The 21,634-nt window shown below is 67.1% G+C and carries 19 protein-coding genes; 13 read left to right on the top strand and 6 right to left on the bottom strand.

Going from position 1 to position 21,634, the window contains the following annotated elements; translation table 11 throughout:
* The gene (locus PGN27_RS03130; protein WP_418888519.1) at window positions 1–1,791 is read left to right on the top strand and encodes an alkaline phosphatase family protein; all 1,791 of its coding nucleotides are present in this window, start codon (window positions 1–3) and stop codon (window positions 1,789–1,791) included.
* Between the two features lie 3 nt (window positions 1,792–1,794).
* Here the strand turns inward: PGN27_RS03130 and PGN27_RS03125 are convergent, their stop codons facing one another.
* The gene (locus PGN27_RS03125) at window positions 1,795–2,409 is read right to left on the bottom strand and encodes a VldE C-terminal domain-containing protein (protein ID WP_335325210.1); all 615 of its coding nucleotides are present in this window, start codon (window positions 2,407–2,409) and stop codon (window positions 1,795–1,797) included.
* A gap of 409 nt (window positions 2,410–2,818) precedes the next feature.
* Here PGN27_RS03125 and PGN27_RS03120 point away from each other — a divergent pair, with 409 nt between their 5' ends.
* Window positions 2,819–4,543 (top strand): hypothetical protein, encoded by a 1,725-nt coding sequence (locus PGN27_RS03120; protein WP_335324780.1) that lies wholly within the window; start codon window positions 2,819–2,821, stop codon window positions 4,541–4,543.
* Between the two features lie 133 nt (window positions 4,544–4,676).
* Window positions 4,677–7,013, top strand: coding sequence for an esterase-like activity of phytase family protein (locus PGN27_RS03115; protein ID WP_335324779.1), 2,337 nt, complete (start codon window positions 4,677–4,679; stop codon window positions 7,011–7,013).
* Here PGN27_RS03115 and aceA read toward each other — a convergent pair.
* On the bottom strand, window positions 7,010–9,289 hold the full coding sequence (gene aceA, locus PGN27_RS03110) for an isocitrate lyase ICL2 (protein WP_335324778.1): 2,280 nt from the start codon (window positions 9,287–9,289) through the stop codon (window positions 7,010–7,012). The two genes, PGN27_RS03115 and aceA, sit on opposite strands and share 4 nt — an antisense overlap.
* Before the next feature lie 118 nt (window positions 9,290–9,407).
* Here aceA and PGN27_RS03105 point away from each other — a divergent pair, with 118 nt between their 5' ends.
* Window positions 9,408–9,827, top strand: a complete 420-nt coding sequence (locus PGN27_RS03105) for a DUF4267 domain-containing protein (protein WP_335324777.1) — start codon at window positions 9,408–9,410, stop codon at window positions 9,825–9,827.
* On the opposite strand, the gene PGN27_RS03100 is transcribed toward PGN27_RS03105, so the two are convergent.
* Window positions 9,815–10,234, bottom strand: a complete 420-nt coding sequence (locus PGN27_RS03100; protein WP_335324776.1) for a DUF5313 domain-containing protein — start codon at window positions 10,232–10,234, stop codon at window positions 9,815–9,817. The genes PGN27_RS03105 and PGN27_RS03100 overlap by 13 nt on opposite strands.
* 72 nt (window positions 10,235–10,306) lie before the next feature.
* Here PGN27_RS03100 and PGN27_RS03095 point away from each other — a divergent pair, with 72 nt between their 5' ends.
* The 6 genes from PGN27_RS03095 to PGN27_RS03070 all read left to right on the top strand — a co-directional run bounded on the left by PGN27_RS03095 (window position 10,307) and on the right by PGN27_RS03070 (window position 17,110).
* The gene (locus PGN27_RS03095; RefSeq protein WP_335324775.1) at window positions 10,307–10,687 is read left to right on the top strand and encodes an ArsR/SmtB family transcription factor; all 381 of its coding nucleotides are present in this window, start codon (window positions 10,307–10,309) and stop codon (window positions 10,685–10,687) included.
* Entirely contained in the window at window positions 10,684–12,378 is a 1,695-nt protein-coding gene (locus PGN27_RS03090; RefSeq protein ID WP_335324774.1) for a SulP family inorganic anion transporter, read from the top strand. The genes PGN27_RS03095 and PGN27_RS03090 overlap by 4 nt, the downstream gene beginning before the upstream one ends.
* Window positions 12,375–13,016: a sensor domain-containing protein gene (locus tag PGN27_RS03085; RefSeq protein WP_335324773.1), complete on the top strand. Its 642-nt coding sequence runs from the start codon at window positions 12,375–12,377 to the stop codon at window positions 13,014–13,016. The genes PGN27_RS03090 and PGN27_RS03085 overlap by 4 nt, the downstream gene beginning before the upstream one ends.
* A gap of 53 nt (window positions 13,017–13,069) precedes the next feature.
* Window positions 13,070–14,377 carry an acyltransferase family protein gene (locus PGN27_RS03080; protein WP_335324772.1) on the top strand — a complete coding sequence of 436 codons (1,308 nt, stop codon included), beginning with the start codon at window positions 13,070–13,072 and terminating at the stop codon, window positions 14,375–14,377.
* A 63-nt stretch (window positions 14,378–14,440) separates the two neighbouring features.
* Complete coding sequence (locus tag PGN27_RS03075) at window positions 14,441–16,819, top strand: Tex-like N-terminal domain-containing protein (protein WP_335324771.1); 2,379 nt, start codon at window positions 14,441–14,443, stop codon at window positions 16,817–16,819.
* 21 nt (window positions 16,820–16,840) lie between these two features.
* Window positions 16,841–17,110 (top strand): YdeI/OmpD-associated family protein, encoded by a 270-nt coding sequence (locus tag PGN27_RS03070; RefSeq protein WP_335324770.1) that lies wholly within the window; start codon window positions 16,841–16,843, stop codon window positions 17,108–17,110.
* On the opposite strand, the gene PGN27_RS03065 is transcribed toward PGN27_RS03070, so the two are convergent.
* A complete protein-coding gene (locus tag PGN27_RS03065; RefSeq protein WP_335325209.1) occupies window positions 17,111–18,355 on the bottom strand; it encodes an MCE family protein in 1,245 nt (414 codons plus the stop codon).
* Window positions 18,356–18,460: 105 nt separating this feature from the next.
* Window positions 18,461–19,618 (bottom strand): acyl-CoA dehydrogenase family protein, encoded by a 1,158-nt coding sequence (locus PGN27_RS03060; RefSeq protein WP_335324769.1) that lies wholly within the window; start codon window positions 19,616–19,618, stop codon window positions 18,461–18,463.
* An 87-nt stretch (window positions 19,619–19,705) separates the two neighbouring features.
* Between PGN27_RS03060 and PGN27_RS03055 the strand changes: the two genes are divergently transcribed.
* The 3 genes from PGN27_RS03055 (at window position 19,706) to PGN27_RS03045 (ending at window position 21,160) form a co-directional block, all read left to right on the top strand.
* Window positions 19,706–20,344 carry a TetR family transcriptional regulator gene (locus PGN27_RS03055; protein WP_335324768.1) on the top strand — a complete coding sequence of 213 codons (639 nt, stop codon included), beginning with the start codon at window positions 19,706–19,708 and terminating at the stop codon, window positions 20,342–20,344.
* Window positions 20,345–20,421: 77 nt separating this feature from the next.
* On the top strand, window positions 20,422–20,790 hold the full coding sequence (locus PGN27_RS03050; protein WP_335324767.1) for a YidH family protein: 369 nt from the start codon (window positions 20,422–20,424) through the stop codon (window positions 20,788–20,790).
* A gap of 1 nt (window position 20,791) precedes the next feature.
* Window positions 20,792–21,160 (top strand): DUF202 domain-containing protein, encoded by a 369-nt coding sequence (locus PGN27_RS03045; RefSeq protein ID WP_335324766.1) that lies wholly within the window; start codon window positions 20,792–20,794, stop codon window positions 21,158–21,160.
* On the opposite strand, the gene PGN27_RS03040 is transcribed toward PGN27_RS03045, so the two are convergent.
* Window positions 21,144–21,413, bottom strand: a complete 270-nt coding sequence (locus PGN27_RS03040) for a metal-sensitive transcriptional regulator (protein ID WP_335324765.1) — start codon at window positions 21,411–21,413, stop codon at window positions 21,144–21,146. The genes PGN27_RS03045 and PGN27_RS03040 overlap by 17 nt on opposite strands.
* Between the last annotated feature and the right edge of the window lie 221 nt (window positions 21,414–21,634).

Genomic DNA, 21,634 nt, shown 5'->3' with positions numbered 1-21,634 from the left:
GTGGGCGCCGACGAATCCGATGCCGTGCCGGAAGCGAAGAAGACCACCCGGAAATCGGCTCGTCAGGCCGCGACATCGGGCGTGCTGGAGCGCCGCGCCATGACTCGGGCCGCCGAGACCGCCGGCCCCGACTCGCAAACGGGCACCGAGCGCACCACCGCCCGAGAGACAGGCATCGAGCAGCCGGACAACACGCCGAGCACCGCGCCGGTCGTGACCGCTGACCGGGTGTCACCGACCAGCGCACCGGCCACGATCGTCGATACCGGCGAGCCGGTCCTCGGCGCCGGTGCCGCCACGACAGCGACGGAACTCGCCTCGGCGGCCACCGGCCAACCGCTCGTCGAGACCAGCCCGGAGCAACCGCCGCTGCAGGCCGCGGTCGCCGTCGCGGCGTTGGCTGCCGTGCGCGACGAGCTGGAACGTAATGCGATGCGCCGCAATGCTTCTCCGAACGCGGTCGCTGCCGCATCGCCGGAGAGTAAAAATGTGCTGCTCATCGGGGTGGACGGCACGAATCTCAGCAAGGTGCTTTCCGATCCCGCAAATGCCAACTTCTTCACGCTGATCCAGGAGAGCACCACCGCTCCGTCGAGCATCGTCGGGCACACGACCATCTCGAATCCGTCATGGACCTCCATCCTGACCGGGTTCTGGGGTGAGCGGACCGGGGTGATCAACAACATCTTCACGCCATGGACCTATGACAACTACCCGACCGTGTTCAACCAGCTCGAGGGCGCGCACGGCGACGGTATCCAGACCACGGCCATCGCCAACTGGGACGTCATCGCGGCCATCGCCGCGGCAGGCGCCAACCGAGCCGACACTGTGCACTACATCGGACCGGAGTCCAGTTGGGCGGCGTCCGACGATCTGGTCGGTTCGGTCACCGGCGCCACCATCGCCGCCGCCGACCGCGATGTCGCCAACTTCATCTTCAGCTATTTCGTCGGCGTCGACGAGGCCGGACACGCCTACGGTGGCGGCTCGCAGGAATACACCGATGCGCTGTTGAACTTCGATCGCAACCTCGGCTTGATCATGCAGCAGGTGCGTGACTGGGAGGCCGCGAACGGTGAGGAATGGACGGTCATCCTGGTCACCGATCACGGCCATCAGCCGCAGCGTGGACTCGGTCACGGTTTCCAATCCCCGGACGAGACAGGCACTTTCGTCGTCGTTCGGGGTGAGGGATTCGGAGGATCGGGACCAGGGAACGGTCTGATCAACCTGCAGTATGAAATCGTCGACGTCACCCCGACCGTCGTCACCCTGTTCGGCGGCACCGTCCGACCGGGTAGCGACGGCACCTCGATGACCGAGCTCACCAACAATGTCCGGCCGATCGACAATGACGACGCATTGCGTGCCGCCCTGCAGGACATCATCGGCAAGAACGGCTACCCCGACATCGCCACCGATGTGGCGTTGGGTGTGCGTACCATCTTCGCCTCCATCCCGTACTTCCTGGTCGATATCGTCGACGGCATCGTCGGTGGCCTGAAAGCGGTTGCCGGACAGAACATCTTCCTGGTCAGCTTCCTGGCCGGTGCGGCTGTCGGACCCGTCGAGTTCATCGGAGACCTCGGCTACGTGGTGACCAACTTCGCCGCACAGATCGTCGCCCGAATCACCGGGGTGACCGGCGCCAGCATCTTCCCGTTGTGGCCGCCCGCCGCACCCGACTTCACCCCCTATGACCCGGACCAGCTGATCACGATGGTCGCGGTGTGTGGCGACCCGAGTGCTGCCGGCACCGCATCGTGCCCGGTGTCGGTCGCAGTCTGACCGTCAGGATTTCATCGAGCCGAGATAATAGGACTCGTGGCCAGTGGGGTAGCCGCCCCCATCGGTGGCGATGTGGATGTGGTCGAAATGGTTCAGGGTTTCCGATCCGTAATCGGCCGTCCAGCTGGGTGCGCCGATGCCGGGATAGAAGCCTTGCCGCCAGATCACGTGGATGACGCCCCACCGTTGCGCGTTGGCCAGGGCGAGCCCGGCGATCTGGTTGCCCAGCTCGATGCCTTGCTCACTGCTGTGATCGGGGATCATCACGTCGATCGCCAAACCATTGGGATGCCATTTCAGCGCGTCTTGTCGATAGCCGCCGATGGTGGTGATCTCCGGGTACATCATGCTGATGGCACGAGCGACCCAGATCGTCTTCACCTGCAGCCCGCCCTCCGGGGCGACGCCGGGGTCCAACGGAAAGTCGAGAACTCGCGGTTCGACCGGCACCGACGCCGCCAGCAATTCGGCTTCGGTGGCACTCGGCCCGGGTTGAGCGGGGACGGTGGGCGGCGCCGTCGGGTTCGCGGCGGTGGCCGCACTGCCCTCGGTGTCGGCGAGGTGCGGTGGCACCCCGTTCTGGGCAATGATCACCATCGCCGAGACCGCCACCGACATCGTGAACGCGAGCCACCGGCCGCGGTTGCCGGCTAACGCGATCTTGCTCACGGAGTGCACCTTAAACCCGGTGTCGGCCGGATCATGGCAATGTCGGTGAACTGACCCGATGAGTTCGCCCGGACGAACCGCGACACGGCGCCGCACTGCGAGGTCGCGCCGGTAGAGCAGCAACCGATACCGCCGTCGGGTGCCGCGGCTGCATCGTGACCATCAGCAAAACAGGGTCGACGGGATTCGGTGCAGGGTTACCGCGATGACGCCAGGCAAATGAACGGTCATTGGCCGAAGCGCGGCGCTCGGCGGAACACGTTTCGACGATGTGTCGCAAACTGAGAGTTTTCTAAGCGCATGTCTGACATACTTCTCGCGGCAAATTGGGTCAGCTTAAGGAGCTTCGGTGGGAAACGTGCCCAGCACAGTCTTTTCGGCATTGGCAGCGGGTGTTTTGGCGACGACGGGAGTGGCCGTCGTCTCGGTGGATGGTCAGCGCGCGGACCTCGCCGGCTCGGCAACCGTCGTGGCCCCGCACATCGTGCACGCTCAACCGATGCTGGCCGCCGCGACCGCAGTGCTGCCCGCCCCGGCACCGAATGCGCTCTATGGCGCGCAGGTCGGCGTCGATGCCCAGAACTCCGGAGCCCCGGCCGCGGCGGATGCCGGTGGCACCCTGATCACGTTCGTCCCGACCGACAACGGTGCCGATGACGTCTCCGCTGCGCCCGGTGGCTCGGCGCGTTCGGCGGCCGGTGCCACCCCCGAATTCACACCTGAAGTGTTGGCAGATGCCGTCGCACGTACAGGTGGAGACCGCGATACGCCGGTCACCATGATGATCGCGGCGGCGGACGGTTCCCTGCAGGTCGCACAGACCAATCTGGGTGATCTGCCCGGCGCGATTGCCGGATTGCTCGGTGACATCGGTGGCCGGATCCCGGTGATCAGCTTCTTCGTCCGCAACGGTGACGCGGCCAATCCCGACGGCGGCCTGCTCATCGGCAACGGTTTCACCTCGGTGACCGCGGGTGTCAACGGCGGCCGCGGCGGGTTGCTCTTCGGCAACGGCGGCGCCGGTGGCATAGGCGCAGACGGCGGACAGGGCGGTCTGCTCGGCAATGGCGGCGACGGTGGCCTCGGTGGCGGCAACGGCGGTCATGCCGGTTTGCTGGGCAACGGCGGGCGCGGCGGCGACGGTGTCGGCGGGATCGACGGCGGTGACGGCGGGCGCGGTGGCTTGATCTTCGGTGATGGCGGGCGCGGCGGTAACGGTGATCTCACCAACACCGGCGCGGTCGGAGGTGCCGGTGGCGCCGGCGGGCAGGCAGGCCTGCTGGTCGGCAACGGTGGCGCCGGTGGTGACGGTGGCAGTGCGCAGGGCGCGAACGCGGTCGGTGGCGCCGGCGGCGACGCCGGAACCGCGGGCATCCTGGGTGCCGGTGGCGGCGGTGGTGCCGGTGGTAGCGCGACCGGGACCAGCGGCACGATCACCGGTGGTGCCGGTGGCACCGGTGGCCAGGGCCTCTACGCGCCCGGCCGCGGTGGCGACGGTGGTTCGGCCACCGCGTCCGGGACGGGTTCGGCCGTCGGTGGTGCCGGCGGTGCCGGAGGCGTGGTCGAAGTCGGATTCGCCGGCGAAGGCGGAACCGGCGGTGACGCGACGGCTACGTCCGGGAACGCCACCGGCGGTGCCGGCGGTAGCGGCGGCGGCAACGCGATCGTCGGCGGCGGCGGGCGTGGCGGCAACGGCGGCAACGGCACATCGCAGACCGGTGCCGGAACAGGTGGTGCCGGCGGTAGCGGTGGCGGCAGCGGCCTGGTGCTCTTCGGTGGTGGCCGCGGCGGCGACGGCGGCAACGGGACCCGCGATGACGAGGGCGGCATCGGCGGCACCGGCGGCCAGGGCGGCAATGGCCGCGGCATCCTGACCGGTGGCGGACGCGGCGGCGACGGCGGTAACGGCGTCGGTGCCGGCGGCCTCAACACCGGCACCGGCGGCAGCGGCGGTAACGGGGGCAACGGCAACTTCGGTGGATTCGGTGGCAACGGCGGCAACGGTGGCCAGTCCAACGGCAATCCCGGTCAGGGCGGCAGCCCGGGCGGTGGGCCGGGCAACACCGGCGGCAACGTCGACTGACCCGATCGCTCATGTGAGAAGGGCCGACCCGCGGAACAAGGGTCGGCCCTTTCTCGTTGGCCAGCTGAGTGACACTGGACGTGCACCCGGCGATATCACGATCGCCTGGGGCCGAATCGAACACGGGGGGCCCATGACCACGTCCGGTCTGTTCCGGGCCACCACCCTCATCGTCGCAGTCACCGTCCTCGTCGCAGGATGCGCCACCGACTCGGGACGCGATGATCACGGCCGACGCGGGCTGCAGGCCCAACGCGCCACCTCGCCGATCGACTTCGCCTTGCCGGAATCCGAGCGCTATCACCGGTTGGCGACATACCCGGTGTATCTGAACCGGCCGGCCGGCACCGACCCGGCGGCCGAGACCGCGGCCGAGATCGCCACCGCGAGCTCCGATGGCAACACCGTCGTCCACACCGACGCCGCCGCCGCGCGCATCGGCTTCGTCGATATCAGTGATCCCCTCAAACCCATTGGTAAGGGTACGATTTCGTTACAGGAGCTCGGGCGTGCCGGCGACCGGCCGACATCGATCACCGCGGCGGGCGAGTTCGCACTCGTGGTCATCGACGGCACCGGGGCAGACCTCACCAATCCGTCGGGGCGGCTGGACGTCATCCGGATCGCCGACAGGACCAGGGTGCGCAGTATCGATCTCGGCGGCCAGCCCGATTCGATCGCGCTGAGCCCCGACGGCGCCTTCGCGGCGATCGCCATGGAGAACCGGCGTGACGAAGACTTCACGCCAGCCGGCGGCGCCGAAGGAGACCTCCCGCAACCGCCGACCGGATTCGTCCAGTTGGTGACTCTCGCCGGCGGGCCCGGCCAGTGGCGGACTCGCAGGGTCGACTTCGACATCGACCAGGCCCGTGCTGCCGGCCTGGACACACCCGAAGACCTCGAACCGGAGTACGTCAGCATCAACAAGCGCGGGCAGATCGCGGTGACGCTGCAGGAGAACAACGGCATCGCGATCATCGACGGAAACACGGGGGCCGTTTCCTCGATGTTCAGCGCGGGCACGCAGGCCGTCGAGGGTATCGACATCCACGACGACGGCACGGTGGACCAGCGCGGCGCGATCGCCGCGGCGCCACGTGAACCGGATGCCATCGGCTGGATCGGTGACGATCATGTCGTGACGGCCAACGAGGGTGACTGGAAGGGCGGCACCAGAGGCTGGACGGTTTTCGATGCCGCCACCGGTGGTGTCGTCTGGGACGCGGGCAATTCACTGGAAAAGCTCGCGGTACGCACCGGGATGCACGTGGAGTCGCGGGCCGAGGCGAGGGGTCCGGAGCCCGAGGGCTTGATCAGCACCGAGATCGGCGGTCGGCCAATGGTGTTGGTGGCGTCCGAGCGGAGCAACTTTGTCGCAGCCTATGACGTCGGTGATCCGAAGGCCCCTGCGTTCCGCCAGATCCTGCCGACCACGGCAGGCCCCGAGGGCATCCTGGCGATCCCATCGCGCAATCTGCTGGTGGTCTCCTCTGAGACGGACGAGGCCGCCGACGGCGTGCGTTCGGCGATCACGATCTTCGGATACGGAGGGGCCTACGCGGGCATCGATGCCGGTAGGCCCGTGTTCCCGTCCGTCGTCTCCGGTGACCTGGACGGGACCCCGATCGGCTGGGGTGCGCTCGGCGCGCTGGCGGCCGACCCCGCCGCTCCGGACCGGTTGTTCACCGCTACCGGCGGCGCGTACGGGCCGGCACGAGTACTGAGCATCGACCTGTCCAAGACACCCGCGCTGATCGACAGTGAACTGACCATCACCGACAACGGCTCACCGGCGAGCCTGGACATCGAGGGCCTCGCGGTGCGTCCCGACGGTTATGTGCTGGCCGCGGAGGGGCGCGATGGAGCCGGCAATGAGTTGGTCAACGTGGCGCCCGACGGGGCGATCAAGGATCACGTGCGGCTGCCCGCCGATGTCGCCGCGGGCCCGGCCGGTCAGGGACTGCAGGGTGTGGCGATCGACGGAGAGACGATCTGGGTGTCCCTGCAGCGCACGCTCGACGGTGATCCGCCAGGAGTCGTACGTCTCGGGAGGTACACCCCGGCGAACCGACAGTGGGATTGGTTCGGGTACCGGCTGGAGCCGACCGAGTCCGAAGGGGATCGGATGAGCCTGTCCGAGATCGCCGTGTACGACGGTGCGTTGCTGGTTCTCGAACGCGACAACCGCGCGGGTCCCGAGGCCAGGGTGAAGGCCATCTACCGGGTCGAGCTGCCCACCGGGCCCGGTGCGGCCGGTACCGCCGAGCCGCCGGTGCTACCGAAGACACTCGCCCGCGACCTGCTTCCCGATCTGGCCGCCACCAAGGGGTTCGTTCAGGAAAAGGCGGAGGGCTTCGCTGTCGCAGGCAATGCGAATCTCTATGTCGTCACCGACAACGACGGAGCCGGGGGCGTCACCGGCGAGACCGTGTTGTTGAATCTCGGCCCCGCCGGCGACGCGCTCGGTTAATCCTCCTTGCGGATCAGCCGGCCCAGTGCCGCGCGGTCGGAAGCCAACAACTCATCGATCCGCGCCTGGTTGACGTCGGCGACGATGATCTCGCCGACCTCCTGATACACATTGCTGAACAGGCCGTGCTTCTTCAGCTTCTCGGTTTGGTAGATGTTGTCCTCAGTGGGTGTCACGTAGTACACGATCTCGGGCTTGAAGCGGTGGATCAGCCACAGGTGGATCACGTCCATCAGGCGCTTCTTACGCAACTTCTCGGCGTAGGTGTTCTGGTCTCGCACCGTCAGGATGCTGCGACCGTGCCGATCCTTGATCGGATCGACGATGACGTCGGCGACCTTGTCCTCCCCGTCGCCGTAGATGCCGAGCTCCAGCACGTCGGATCCGGCGCGACGCGGCCTCAGCTGCACCCGCAGGGTCTCGCTGAGCTGATAGTGCTCGCCCCAGATGGCCAGCCACTCTTCCAGCAGCTTCTTCGGCACTTCGGTCTGCACGAGGTGCTGGTGTTGGGTAGACCCCTTGCCCATCGATTTGGTCGTCGCGGTGCGTCCCGACGATGCGGCGAGCGCGGCATCGCTGCGCGGACCACCGACGAGGGTTTGCGGTGTGCGATAGGGCGATTCGACCAGGCGCATCTTGCGCTGCAGGCGGGCCAAGGACAGCATGCCGTCCTGGAGCAAGGCGGTCGCGAACTCTTCGGCGGCCACACCGTCGATCTGATGTCCGCCGTAGGTCATGAAGTTGAACACAAAGCCGAGCTTGCCGATCTCCTCGGGGAAGGCTCGCATCTCGTCATCGCTCATACCGGTGGTGTCCCAGTTGAAGGACGGTGAAAGGTTGTAGGCCAGCATCTTGTCCGGGTACACCGCATGGATGGCGTGGGCGAACTCGCGGGCGTCGGCCAGGTCCGCGGTCTTGGTCTCCATCCAAAGGATGTCGGCAAATGGCGCCGCGGCAAGGGATTTGGCGATCGCGTAGGGAATACCGCCGCGGATCTGGTAGTAGCCCTCCGGCGTCTTCACCCGTTCGGGGTCCCACGCCACGTCCGCACCGAGGGATTTGGCCTTCTCGCGTGCGGCGTACAGCGAGGCGGTCTTGGCGAACTCCCGCCACTCTGCGGCGCTCATGTCGGCCTTCTCGCCCTCGCGTTCCCGGAACTCCAACAGTTCGGCCACGGCATCGCCGTAGGTCTCCAACCCCGCATCGTCCTGCCAGGCCTGGACGAATTGGGATTCCACCTCGTCGAACAGGGCATCGACGGATTGGCCGGGCTGGTAGGACTGAGCTGCCCTGGCCACCGCGTCGAGCAGACCCTGGCGTTCCAGCCAGGATTCGGCCGCCGCGTATTCACCCTCGGGCAGCGCGTAGAGCAGGTGTCCGTTGAGTTCGGTGATCCCAAGGGTGTGGAAGCGCCGGGTGATCGCCAGGAAGCAGGCCTTGTACGGCGGGATCTTCACATTCGTCGCGCCGAGCAGGAACGGTTGATCACGCTCGTCGGCCCGGCTGTCGATCAAGTTGGCGGCCTCGGCATCGGTGCGCGCGACGATGATGCCGGGCACCCGCATGATGTCGAGCTGGAAGCGAGCGGTGTTGAGCCGCTTGATCTGTTCGTCTGACGGCACCAGCACCTTGCCGCCCTGGTGACCACACTTCTTGGTGCCGGGCCGTTGGTCCTCGATGTGATATCCGGGGACCCCAGATTCGACGAAACGCCGAATCAGGTTGCGCACGTGCGGATCTCCGCCGTGGCCGGTATCCGCGTCGGCGATGATGAAGGGGCGGTAGTCGACCGGAGGTTGCGCGGCTCGCTGCTCGGGGGTCATCTTCAGCCGCAGGTACTGCTGGTTGCGGTCGGCGGTCAGCAGCGCGCGGACCAGGCCGGCCGCTTCGTCGGGTACCTGGCTGAGCGGGTAGCTGGCCAGATCGGGTCCGGGGTCCTCGCTGATCGACCCCTTCGCCGAGGTCGCCCAACCGCCCAGGTAGATGCCCTCGATCCCCATCCGCTTCATGGTCACGGCCTGGCCGGGAGAGTAGGGCCCGAAGGTGGTTATGCTCTTCTTCTGCTCGAAGAGTTCCCGCAGCCGCGGATAGAACGCCGTGGCCGCCTCACGCGCCACCGGATAGTCCGAGGGGATGGTGCCCCGCTGTTCTGCGACCTGGCGGGCCGAGTACAGCCGGGTGATGCCGTCGAAGCGCGGGCTGTCGAAGTACTCCTGGGTGGCGGCCACATCCTCGGCGAACTGCTGCTCGGATGTGGTGTCGGCGCTGGTGGCCATCTATCTGCTCCTCGTCGAGCCTCTGCGGACCACTCGATTATCGCGGTACGGGTTCGTGGCCGGACCGACTTGGGCCGATTGCGCACGACCGGTCGAGTCCGGACCTTGGCTGCCAGCCATGTCGATCGACGGTGCGGCCGTGGCAGTCGGGGGATTGCGGATGGCTTCGGGCATCTCGTTTTTGGTGGACCCGCTGCGAGCGAATCGGCTGTGGGGCTCGTCCGATCGCCCCGACGCCACCGCCCAGCTGTTGTTGCGGTCGATGGGTTACCGCGATGCGTTGATCGGGGGAATGTTGTTGGCGGCCGGTGTGCGCGGCAGGAACACCCGCGGGTGGTTCTCCCCCGCAAGCGGGAGGTACCCCCACGCCTCCGGCGGCGCCGATGTCGCCTACCTACTCGGTGGTGCCGGTGTGCATCATCAGATGCCGCAGTCCCAGCGGATCATCGGCCTCGGCGGTGCGGTCGTCGGCATCGGGGTCGGACTGTGGGGTGCCACCCGGCGGCGGGTGAGTGCGCCTCCGGCTCAGATGTCGTGACTGCCCGCCGGACCCGAACGCGGGCCGTAACGCTCCTCGTAGGCCCGGTGTTTGTGGGCATTGCGTTGTCGGGACAGGGCGTCGACCAGGTTGGGGTTCAATCCGTGCTTGGCCAGCATGTGCCGGCGCCAGACCTTGTTGAGCGCGTGTGAGAAGAACACGAACGGGATGAAGATCGGCATGGTCATGCTGATGTGCAGGTACAGCGACATCGGGATGAACCAGATGGGAGCGAGGATGGCGATGGCCGGCACCGCGACCCTGGCCATCATGCGCACCGTTGCGCCGGGGCCGGCAAGATCCTCGGCAACCCACTGCCGCATGGACGCGGGAAGTCGCTTGCCGTAGCAGTAGGCGATGTACTGAAGCGGGCCGGGTCGTGTCTCGGGCCCCGTGGCGGTCGGCATGGACGCGAAGTCTAAACGTCGGTATTCTGAATTGCGAATTTTCTCAATCCATCAATCAGGGGTGCGGCGGGCGTGGCGGATAGTTTCCTTGGCGGGCCGGAGCGACCGCTCTACGAGATCAAGGCCAACCTGTTCAAGGCCCTGGCGCACCCGGCGCGGATCCGCATCCTGGAGATCCTCTCGACCAGCGCCGCAGCCACGCCGGTGAGCGCGATCCTCGCCGATACCGATATCGAGCCCACCCAGCTGTCCCAACATCTCGCCGTGCTCAAGCGCCATCACGTCGTGCGTGGGCGCCGGGTCGGCAACGCCGTCTACTACGAGCTCGCCCATCCCAAGGTCGCCGAGTTGCTCGTCATCGCACGGGTGTTCCTGACCGACACCCTCTCGGCTCAGCGCGACCAACTGGACGCCATCGGCGCACTGCCGCCCATCGGCACAGCCGCACGATGACCTCGCTGTCGCGATGGCGGACAACCGCCCGCGCACTGCTGCCCGGCGTTCGTGACTACGCCGGGCTGCGGTCCTGCTGGCGCCGCGATGTCGTTGCCGGTATCACCGTGGGTGTCGTGGCGCTGCCGTTGGCGCTCGCATTCGGGATCAGCTCGGGGGTCGGTGCTGCCGCGGGCCTGGTCACCGCGATCGTCGCGGGCATCGTCGCCGCAGTGTTCGGCGGCTCCAACGTGCAGGTGTCCGGCCCCACCGGAGCCATGGCCGTGGTCTTGGCGCCGGTCGTCGCCCAGCACGGCCCTGGCAGCGTGGCCGTCGTGACGATCCTCGCCGGAGCCATCGTGTTCGTCGCCGGTGTGACGGGTGTGGGCAGGCTCGTGACGGTCATCCCGTGGCCCGTCATCGAAGGGTTCACCCTCGGTATCGCGGTGATCATCTTCCTGCAACAGGTTCCTGCGTCCGTCGGCACCGCGACACCGGAGGGGTTGCGGCCCCTGCCCGCCGCCGTCGAGGCGCTGACGACCGCAGACGGTGGCACCGCCCGATGGGCGCTGCTGGTGGTGGCCGTGGTGGTCGTGGTGATGATCGGCCTACCTCGCCTGCTCCCGGCCCTTCCGTCATCTCTGGTGGCGGTCATCGCGGCTTCGGTGCTGGTTTCGGTTGCCGCACTGCCGATCCCACGGATCGGGGAACTACCCGCCGGATTGCCCATGCCGACCTGGCCGCAGGCAGATCTCGCGACGTTGCACGCGCTGTTCGGTGCGGCACTGGCGATCGCGGCGTTGGCGGCCATCGAATCACTGTTGTCGGCCCGCGTCGCCGCGAGCTTGGCGGGCACCGCTGCAGGTGATCCCGATCGTGAGCTCGTGGGCCAGGGGATGGCCTCGGTGGCCGCCGGACTGTTCGGCGGGATGCCCGCAACCGGGGCGATCGCGCGCACCGCGGTGAATGTCAAAGCCGGTGCCAGAACCCGGATCGCCGCGCTGACGCATTCGGTTCTGCTGATCGGTGTGGTCTATCTGCTCAGTGGTCCGGTGGGCGCCATCCCGTTGGCGGCGCTGGCCGCGGTATTGATGGTGACGGCAGCCACCATGATCTCCGGCAGCGTCGTCACCAGGATCGTGCGCAGCGGTCGGTCGGCCGCGCTGATCTTCGTCCTCACTGCGGGCGTCACGGTGTGTCTCGACCTGATCCAGGCCGTGGAATTGGGAATCGTGGTGGCGGCGCTCTTCGCGCTGTCCGCCATGGCCCGGCGCAGCGGCGTTCACCGCGAGGCGCTGCCTGGCGCATATCGACCCGGTGATGAACGCATCATGCTGCTGCGGTTGGACGGTGCGATGTTCTTCGGCGCCGCCGAGCGGATGTCGGCGACGATCGCCGAACTCGCGGTCTCCGGGCCCGCGGTGGTGATCCTCCGGATGTCGGGCCTGCATCACCTCGACGCGACGGGCGCGCATGCACTGAGCCGGATCACCGAGCAGCTGGAGTCGCGCGGAACGCTGGTCATCATCAAGGGCGTCGACCCAGAGCAACACCAGCTGCTGACGAATATCGGCATCCTCGAATCGTTGCGGCACGAGAACCACCTGATGGACAGTCTGGATGATGCGATCGCCCATGCGCGCGACCACGTGCATCGCGACAATGCGATGACGCCACAGCGACCGGCACCACGCCTAGACTCACAGCCGTGACCAGGCTGTGGGCTGTGGCGGTGCTGATCTGCATTCTGGCCGGCTGCACCCGGACGGTGGACAACCCGCGGGCCACATCCCAAGCGTCGATCGGACCGATTACCGCCGGACAGGTCGCCGACCTGCTCAGCCCCGATGTCCAGAATCAGGATGGGAACAGGTTCGCCATCGTCGTTCCGGACAGCTGTGCCGGCACGGCCCTGGAGGTCGACCCGCCGTTCCTCGTCGACCACAGGCCCGCCGCTGTGGACGGCGGGCACTGGTCTGGGTCGAACGGCAGTTCCGAGGTGGTGAACGAGGAGATGGTCGCGGTGTACCCGTCGGACTTCTCGGCCGCCGACGCGCTCGCATCGGTGCGGCGGGTCGTCGAATCCTGTGCGGGCAGTGAGGTGGAGGTGACCACCATGGCCGACCGCACCTACACGCTCACCGTCGAGGTGCCCGCCGTGCAGGCGCCCGCGGGTTCGGTGCTGTGGTCATTGCGCAGCGCGGAGTGGAACTGCGACAACCTGGTGGTGGCGGCGCACAACGCAGCCATCGAGGTGACCAGCTGCGGACCGGGCGGTGGCATGGATACCGTCGCGGCCGCAGAGCAGGCACTCAAGCGCATCGAGATGCTGGCCGACAACACGGCCTGAACTCGGGTAGTCCTACTCATCCGCGCGGCCGCCTGGTGCGGCACGCTATATCCATGCCGCTCGCCAAGCTCCTGCCCGCGCCCCGTTCGGTGACCGCCGGAGCGGGGAACCGTGATCGCGCCATCGATGTCGCCCGGCTTTCCGCCCTGATCGTCGTGATGTTCGGGCACTGCGCGCTGCTGCTCGCCACCATCGACAGCGATGGTTTGTGGATCGGCAACATCCTCGGCGAGTTGCCGCAGCTGACCCCCCTCACCTGGGTGGTGCAGGTGATGCCCCTCTTCTTCTTCGCAGGCGGCGCGGCGGCCGCCTACGGCTGGCATCCGGGCACGGCGTGGGGGAGTTGGCTGGTGAGCCGGGCGCAGCGGCTGTGCCGGCCGGTGTTCTGGTATCTGGGGTTCTGGACCGTGGCGCTGGTGGTGGCGCGGATGATCCTCGGTGGGGCGTCGGCCGATCGGTTGGGCCGCGAATGCGTGGCGCTGCTGTGGTTTCTCGGCGTCTATCTGGTCGTGATTGCCTTCGTTCCGCTGCTCACCCGCATCGGTAGTGCCGGCACGGCCGCGGCCGTGGTCGCCGCGCTGGTGACCGTCGCCGCGGGTGTCGACCAGATCCGGTTCGCCGTCGGCTCGTCCGAAGCCGGGGTCGGCAACTTCCTGTTCGTATGGCTGATCCCGGTGGTCATCGGCGTGGCATACGCCCGCAGGCTGATCCGGCCCGCCGCCGCGTTGGCCGCGGCGGCGGTGGCGTTGGGTGCCCAGGTCGCGCTGGCGCTGACGCAGACCTATGAGGTGTCCCTGGTCACGACCGGCAGCAGCCACGGTGTCTCGAACGTGTCGCCACCGACGGTGTTGCTCGCCCTGCATTGCGTCTGGATGTCCTGCGTCTTCGTAGCGGCCGCGGGTCCCATCGGTCGCTGGGCGCAGCGTCCTCGGGTCTGGTACGTGGTCGCGGTCGGCAATTCGGGGGCCATGACCCTCTATCTGTGGCATATCCCGGCGATCGCCGTCGCCACCTTTGCGCTGAACGCGTTCGGACTCGACGCCTATGACGTGCACGCGCCGGACTTCTGGGCGATGTTGGCGTTGCGGGCGGCGGTCTTCGCGGTGGTGATGTTCGTGACGTTCCTGCTGCTGTCCCCACTGGAACACCGCAGAATGCCGTGGTGGGATGATCCGGTCGGGGCGGTCGGAGCGAACTCGCGGCGAGCCGAGATCCTGTCGGTGGTGGCGGGCGTGCTGATCTGCGTGTCCGGGGTGGCGATGCTGCTGGTCGCCAAGAATGGGCTGGCCGGGGCCGACGGCTGGGTGCCGTTGGCGTGTTTCCTTGTCGCAGTGCTGGCCGCGCGCGCCTGCGCGCGATAGCTGTCTCGGTCGCGCGCTCTCACCCTCCGAACGGCTGTCAGGGCTATTCGGTAGTGTCTCGGCGTGACTTCGAGCGTGCCCGTGATCCGTACCGTAAATGCCCGTCTCGCTGAGGAACTGGCGGTAGCCGAACGCCAGGTCGCGGCGGCCGTGCAGTTGCTCGACGAGGGTGCCACGGTCCCGTTCATCGCGCGGTACCGCAAGGAGGTGACCGGCAGCCTCGACGATGGTCAGCTGCGCACCCTTGAGGAGCGGTTGGCATACCTGCGTGAACTCGATCAGCGCCGCGACGCCGTGCTGGCTTCCATCGAGGAGCAGGGCAAGCTGACCGACGAGCTGAGGAACGCGCTGCTGACGGCGGAGACCAAGGCCCGTATCGAGGACATCTATCTGCCCTTCAAGCCGAAGCGGCGGACCAAGGCGCAGATCGCGCGCGAGGCCGGGCTGGAGCCCCTGGCCGACCGGCTGCTCGCGGACCCGACGCTGGTACCGGACGAGGCTGCCGCCGAATTCGTGGGGGAGCAGGTCGCCGACACCGCCGCCGCACTCGACGGGGCCCGGCACATCCTGATCGAGCGGGCGGCCGAGGATGCCGAACTGGTCGGTGACGTGCGCACCAAATTCTGGGCCGACGGCACGCTGCGGACCGCGCCGTGGTCGGAGGAGGCCGCAAAGAGCCCGGCCGGGCAGAAGTTCCGCGACTACTTCGAATTCTCCGAACCGCTGGAGAAGATGCCGTCGCACCGGGTGCTCGCGGTGTTGCGTGGCGAGAAGGAGCAGATCCTGGCGGTGAACTTCGACGGCGGAGCCGACGAGGTGTACCAGGCGCGGGTCGCCCACAGCCTGGGCGTCGATCTGGCCGCGGCGGGCCCGGCCACCCCGTGGCTGGCCACCACCGTGCGATTGGCCTGGCGGACCAAGCTGATGATCTCGGCGGCCGTGGACGCCCGCATCCGGTTGCGCCAGCGCGCCGAAGCCGATGCCGTCGCGGTGTTCGCCCGCAACCTGAAGGATCTGTTGTTGGCCGCTCCGGCCGGGACGCGCCCCACGCTGGGTCTCGACCCGGGATTCCGGACCGGGGTCAAGGTCGCCGTGGTCGACGGCACCGGCAAGGTCGTCGACACCTGCGCGATCTTCCCGCATCAGCCGCAGAAGCAGTGGGATTCCGCCAAGGCCACACTGGCGGCATTGGTCGCCCGCCACGGTGTCGAGCTGATCGCGGTCGGCAACGGCACGGCCTCACGGGAGACCGATGCGCTGGCCGCCGAGCTGATCGCCGACATCCGCGCCGCCGGCGGGGCTGCGCCGGTGAAAGCGATGGTCAGTGAGGCAGGCGCCTCGGTGTATTCGGCGTCTGCTTATGCGGCACACGAACTGCCACAACTGGATGTGACGTTGCGCGGGGCGGTGTCCATCGCGCGGCGATTGCAGGATCCGCTGGCCGAACTGGTCAAGATCGAACCGAAGTCGATCGGCGTCGGCCAGTACCAGCACGATGTCACGCCCGGCACCTTGGCCCGCAGTCTCGACGCGGTGGTCGAGGATGCCGTCAACGCCGTGGGCGTCGACCTGAACACGGCGTCGGTGCCGCTGTTGGCGCGGGTCTCCGGTGTCACCGACACCTTGGCCGAGGCCATCGTCGCGCACCGGGAGAACACCGGGCCATTCCGCAGCCGCAGCGCGCTGCTGAAAGTTCCGCGGCTGGGGCCCAAGGCTTTCGAACAGTGCGCGGGGTTCCTGCGGATCACCGGAGGCGATGACCCACTGGATGCGTCCGGGGTGCACCCGGAGTCTTATCCGGTGGTGCGGCGCATCCTGGACCGCTCCAACATCACACTGGGCGAATTGATCGGAAATGAGCGCGTCCTGCGCGCGCTTGCTCCAACGGATTTCGCCGACGAGCGGTTCGGCGTGCCGACCGTGACCGACATCCTCTCCGAATTGGAGAAGCCCGGACGCGACCCGCGCCCGGCATTCTCCACCGCGACCTTTGCCGCCGGTGTCGAGAAGGTCGCCGATCTGAAGCCGGGGATGGTGCTCGAGGGCGTTGTCACCAACGTGGCGGCGTTCGGGGCGTTCGTGGACGTGGGTGTGCACCAGGATGGGCTGGTGCACGTGTCGGCGATGTCGGACAGATTCGTCTCCGATCCCCACGAGGTGGTCAAATCCGGACAGGTGGTGCGGGTCAAGGTGGTCGATGTCGATGTCGACCGCCAGCGGATCGGGTTGTCCCTGCGGCTCAACGACGAGCCCGCCCGCGGTGGTGACCGCGGGCCCGGCAAGGGCGGGCAGGGCCACCAGAATCGCGGCAACCAGCAGCGTGGCGGTCAACAGCGAGATCCGCAGCGAAAGCCCAACCGCGGAAACAACTCCGGCCGCCGCGAGTCGGCGCCGTCGGGATCCATGGCGGATGCCCTGCGCAATGCGGGCTTCGGTCGGTAGCCCGCGGGCTATATTGCCGGAATGGCAGAACAGCAGGTCCCCGGCGGGGTGGTGCATCCCCTGCCTGCCGATCTCCGTTACGCGCTGATCGGAAACGGCACCGCGCTGGCGGCGTGGAAGGACATCACGCCGCTGGCCCGCAACGAGTTCATCTGTTGGGTCGAGGACGCCAAGCAGGACAAGACGCGGGAGCGCCGGATCCGGCGTACGCAGGAGGAGCTCGAGGAGGGTAAGCGGCGTCCGTGCTGCTGGCCGGGCTGCAAGCATCGCGAGCGCACCGGTAAGGCCTGATCAGGGGTTGATGGTGTCCTCGCCAACCTGACGTCCCCAGACGTATTCGTTCATGATCGGCTGTCCGAGCTCGAAATGGTTGTACGGGGCGATGCTGGCGCCGGTGTCCATCACCAGATACGGCATCGGCCATAGGTCGCGGGTGATCGGCTGCCAACACCCGGGACGGCCGCCCGGCCCACCGCGGGCGTTGACGCGCGGCAGGTTGTCCGGGAAAACGTAGCGATTTCCGGCACCCACCAGTTGGTCGCGTAGCACCAGGGAGTAGCCGTTGCCGCCGAGCATGTCGGCGTACTTGGGTGCCACGTTGTGGTAGTTGCGGAGGCTGCAGAGCAACTGCGGACTGTAGTAGTCCAGCAGTGCGCTGGTCGGCAGCAGATCCTGAGCGCCACGCACGAGGTACGGGCCACCTCGTTCGAAGACATCGGCGGCGTTGTTTCCGAATCCGACCGCCGAAAGCAGTGCCGCGTCCACAGCGCCACGCTGGTCGTTCATTGCTCGCGCGGTGACCGAACCGTTGTCCAGCCCGTCGAACAGATCGGGTGCGGCATCGGCATAGGTGTCGGACAATGCGATCAACCCGGACACATCACGACGGATCTGCGGCATGCGCACGTTGAGCTCACCGAGAATATCGTTGCCGTCCACCAATGACCGACCGAACTTGTCTCCCAATCCATTCAAGGCCTGGGCGGTGGCGGTCAGGGTCTGGTTGAGCTTCACCGGATCGATCTGCTGGGCGATACCCATGATGGTCTCGAACACGGTGTTGAACTCGGTGGTGGTCGCCGATGCATTGATCACCGCACCGGGTTCGAGTCGGTCGGGCGAAGGATCAGCCGGCGAGAGCAGCGAGATGTACTTGTTGCCGAAGACCGTCGTTGCCCGCAGCTGTGCGTCCACGTTGGACGGAATCAACTGCAGGTATTGCGGTTTGACATCCAAAAGCAGCTTGGCGCGGACATCGTCGCCCTCGGTCACCACACCGGCGGATGTGAGCCGGCCGATCGGGACACCGTTGAACGTCACCTTCGAACCCGGATCCATCGAGAGCCCGGCGCGCTCGGCGATGATCACCAGCGGCACAACATCTTCCAGGTAGCCGCGAAACTGCACCCAGGTCAGGCCGAACACCAGCGCGACGATCAGAAGCAATATCGCACCAGCTGCCCGATACGGTGGTTCCTTCGGGTCGTTGGTGGGCCCCTCGTCGACCGATTCGGTGGCATCGGCCCCAGACGCCATGATCACCGGCCAATTGCACCACAGCACAAGGGAATCAGGATCATCGCTGGGCTGTGACGCCCATGTCACCCAATGCCTGTTGTGACGGCGGTTACAAAATGACTGCTACAGTCCCATGTCCTTGGCGATGATCATCTTCATCACCTCACTGGTGCCTCCATAGATCCGGCTGACCCGGTTGTCGGCGTAGAGGCGGGCGATCGGGTACTCGTTGATATAGCCGTAACCCCCGTGCAGCTGGAGGCAGCGGTCGATGACCTTGGACGCCAGATCGGTGCAGAACAGTTTTGCCGCAGCAGCGTCGGCGGGTGTCAGCTCGTCGGCGTCGTGGGCGTTCATCGCGCGGTCCACCACGGCCTCCATGGCGTCGACATCTGCTTTGCAGGCGGCCAATTCGAACTTGGTGTTCTGGAACGCCGCGACCGGCTTGCCGAAGACCGTGCGGTCCTTGGTGTACTGCGCAGCGAAGCGCACCGCGGCTGCCGCCTGCGCGTAGGAGCCGACCGCGATGGCCAGTCGCTCACGGGGGAGGTTGCGGCCGAGGTAGGAGAAGCCCATGTTCACCTCGCCCAGCACGTCCTCGGCGGGCACGATCACGTCGGTGAAGTTCAATTCGGCGGTATCGGAGGTCCGCAGGCCTAGCTTGTCGAGTTTGCGGCCGACGGTGTAGCCGGGCGACGTGGTGTCGACGACCAGCAGCGTGATGCCGAACCGGCGGTCGTCCTCACGCGGTGCCGCAGTGCGGGCGCACACGATGACGCGGTCGGCGTGGACGCCACCGGTGATGAAGGTCTTGGAACCGTTCAGTACGTAATGTGTGCCATCGCCCGACGGCTTTGCGGTGGTGCGCATTCCGGCCAGATCCGAGCCGGTGCCCGGCTCGGTCATGGCGATGGCGAACATGGTCTCGCCCGACATCATGCCCGGGAACCAGCGCTGCTTCTGCTCCTCGGTCGCCAACTCCTTCAGGTAGGGCAGGCACAACCCGATGTGGACGCTGGAACCGCCGAAGGACACCGCCGCGCGGGAGCACTCCTCGGTGATGATGGCCTGGAACTTGTAGGAGTCGATGCCGGACCCGCCGTACTCGGTGGGGATCTCGATGCCGAAGAGGCCCAGCTCGCCGAGCTTGTAGTAGAAGTCGCGCGGCGCGATGCCGTCCTCGAACCACTTGTCGTACACCGGCACGACCTCGGACTCGATGAACGCTCGGATCATCGCCCGAAAGTCCTCATGTTCCTGGGTGTAGACGTCCCTGCGCATCGCTACCTTCCTGATTGGTGAACGGTGTTAGCCAATGTCGACCACTATAAGCTAACGTCGTTCGCCAACGCAATGAAGGAGCTCATGGTGGCAAGGCCGCGCATTCTCAGCCGCGAACGGATCCGCGACAGCGCCCTCGGCATCATCGACAGGGACGGCCTGGAAGGGTTGTCCATGCGTAACCTGGCCGCCGATCTCGGAGTGCAGGCCGCCTCGCTCTATAAGCACTACCCGACCAAAACCGAAGTGCTCGACGAGATTGCAGGCATGGTCGTGAGCATCGTGGACACCTCCGCCTTCGACGCCGACGAAGCATGGGATGTGGCGCTGGCCGATTGGGCGCGCTCGTACCGCTCTGCCCTGGCTGCGCATCCCAATCTGGTGCCTTTCCTGGCGCTCGGGCTCAGGCATCGCGATGAGAGTCTGCGCATCGCCAACGCTGTACACGGCGGGCTGGTGCGGGCCGGATGGCCGCCTCGCGAGGCGACGATGATCGGCGCCGCCACTCGGTCATTGGTCCTCGGATCGACCATCGGGTCGTTCTCGCGCGGTTTCGCCGATGATGCGCAGATATACCGGGATCGCTATCCGCACATGCGGCAGGCGCACCGGCTGCCGGCAAAGGCCGACGAGATCGACCAGGCCAGTTTCGAGCTCGCGCTCACCTCGTTCATCGATGGATTGCGGGCCCGATTCGTCGCCGTCGGTCGTACTGCCGGAGTGTGAATCATCGCGCCGTACCGGCGCAGCGCGTCGGCGTGCCGACGTACGCTGACCCAGATGCGTGGCACCGGGAAGCGGCGATGACCGACGCCGATGACGAGTGGGTGGAAGCGGAACCGGATTACCGGTTCACTCTGGCCAACGAGCGGACGTTCCTGGCCTGGATTCGCACGGCGCTGGCCCTCATCGCCGGCGGTATCGCGGTCGTCCAGTTCGTCCCGTCGTTTGGCATCGCCGGCGTGCGGCACGGTTTGAGCATCGCGTTGACCGCCGGCGGGGGAGTATTGGCCGCCCTCGCGGTATGGCGCTGGCGCCGCGTGCAAGAGGCGATGCGCCGCGATGCGGATCTCCCGCCCACGCTGATTCCCACCGTGCTCGGGATGGCGATCTTCGCCATCACCGTCACCGTGCTCGTCGTCTTGGTCGTCTGGCCTCCCGGTGGCCGGTGACATGCCCGGGTCGCCGCCGGAGAAACCCGGTCTGCAAGCAGAGCGCACCCTATTGTCATGGGAGAGAAGCGCTTTGGGATTCGTTGCCGGAGGGGCGCTGTTGATCATCCGTCAGCACGGACCCTTCGGGGCGGGCCGCGCACTTCTGGCCCTGATCGCCACCGGTCTGGCGTTGAGCGTGCTGGCTGTCGGCTGGCGCCGTTCGAGACTGCTCAACAGCCGGGCTCCGGGTCAGACGCGGGTGCCCGCACCGCAGGCGGAGGTGATGTGGATAGGTACCGCGACCGTTGTCTTCGCGATCGTCATCCTCGGTGCGCTCGTCGCGTCGGCCCTCTTCGCCTCGGCGCCGGACATCATGCCAACGCCATGAACAACTTCTCCAGTTCGGCTTCGGTCAGTGGCCGCTGACCGTCGGCCGCCTCGCCGGTGAGGCACTCTCGCATGCCCGTGGCGACGATCTTGAAGCCGGCCCTGTCCAGGGCGCGTGACACCGCGGCCAGCTGGGTCACGACGTCCTTGCAGTCGCGGCCCTGCTCGATCATGGAGATGACACCGGCGAGTTGGCCTTGCGCCCTGCGTAGCCGATTCAGTACCGCTGTGATTGCTTCCTCGTCGCCAACCATGGCTGCTCCCTTCGCTACACCGAACAGCAATGGTACCGGCGGGGGTATTCCTCGGAGTGGTGGATGAACTCTCGGTGAACTGGACACCCCGACCGGTGGTGTGCGATGGCCCCGTTGCGCCTGGTAACACGAGTCGGCATGGTGACGATAACCAGGATACGGCGCCGGAAACGGCGTTCTCACGAGATGCCGAGTCGAAGCGAGCAAACTAGGCTTCGTCG

Origin of the sequence: Mycolicibacterium neoaurum (assembly GCF_036946495.1) — a bacterium.
In the GTDB taxonomy this organism is placed as follows: Bacteria; Actinomycetota; Actinomycetes; order Mycobacteriales; family Mycobacteriaceae; genus Mycobacterium; species Mycobacterium neoaurum_B.
The sequence above is the reverse complement of the archived record's forward strand: the minus strand, read 5'-3'. Positions and strand labels throughout refer to the sequence as shown.

Excerpts from the sequence above, each read along its gene's own strand:
- PGN27_RS03060 (WP_335324769.1), bottom strand. The coding sequence starts at position 19,618 with ATGCGCAGGGACGTCTACACCCAGGAACATGAGGACTTTCGGGCGATG.
- PGN27_RS03045 (WP_335324766.1), top strand. The coding sequence starts at position 20,792 with ATGCCCGGGTCGCCGCCGGAGAAACCCGGTCTGCAAGCAGAGCGCACC.
- PGN27_RS03065 (WP_335325209.1), bottom strand. The coding sequence starts at position 18,355 with ATGGCGTCTGGGGCCGATGCCACCGAATCGGTCGACGAGGGGCCCACC.
- PGN27_RS03115 (WP_335324779.1), top strand. The coding sequence starts at position 4,677 with ATGACCACGTCCGGTCTGTTCCGGGCCACCACCCTCATCGTCGCAGTC.
- PGN27_RS03070 (WP_335324770.1), top strand. The coding sequence starts at position 16,841 with ATGGCAGAACAGCAGGTCCCCGGCGGGGTGGTGCATCCCCTGCCTGCC.
- aceA (WP_335324778.1), bottom strand. The coding sequence starts at position 9,289 with ATGGCCACCAGCGCCGACACCACATCCGAGCAGCAGTTCGCCGAGGAT.
- PGN27_RS03040 (WP_335324765.1), bottom strand. The coding sequence starts at position 21,413 with ATGGTTGGCGACGAGGAAGCAATCACAGCGGTACTGAATCGGCTACGC.
- PGN27_RS03050 (WP_335324767.1), top strand. The coding sequence starts at position 20,422 with ATGACCGACGCCGATGACGAGTGGGTGGAAGCGGAACCGGATTACCGG.
- PGN27_RS03100 (WP_335324776.1), bottom strand. The coding sequence starts at position 10,234 with ATGCCGACCGCCACGGGGCCCGAGACACGACCCGGCCCGCTTCAGTAC.
- PGN27_RS03080 (WP_335324772.1), top strand. The coding sequence starts at position 13,070 with ATGCCGCTCGCCAAGCTCCTGCCCGCGCCCCGTTCGGTGACCGCCGGA.
- PGN27_RS03090 (WP_335324774.1), top strand. The coding sequence starts at position 10,684 with ATGACCTCGCTGTCGCGATGGCGGACAACCGCCCGCGCACTGCTGCCC.
- PGN27_RS03105 (WP_335324777.1), top strand. The coding sequence starts at position 9,408 with ATGTCGATCGACGGTGCGGCCGTGGCAGTCGGGGGATTGCGGATGGCT.
- PGN27_RS03125 (WP_335325210.1), bottom strand. The coding sequence starts at position 2,409 with ATGTCGGTGGCGGTCTCGGCGATGGTGATCATTGCCCAGAACGGGGTG.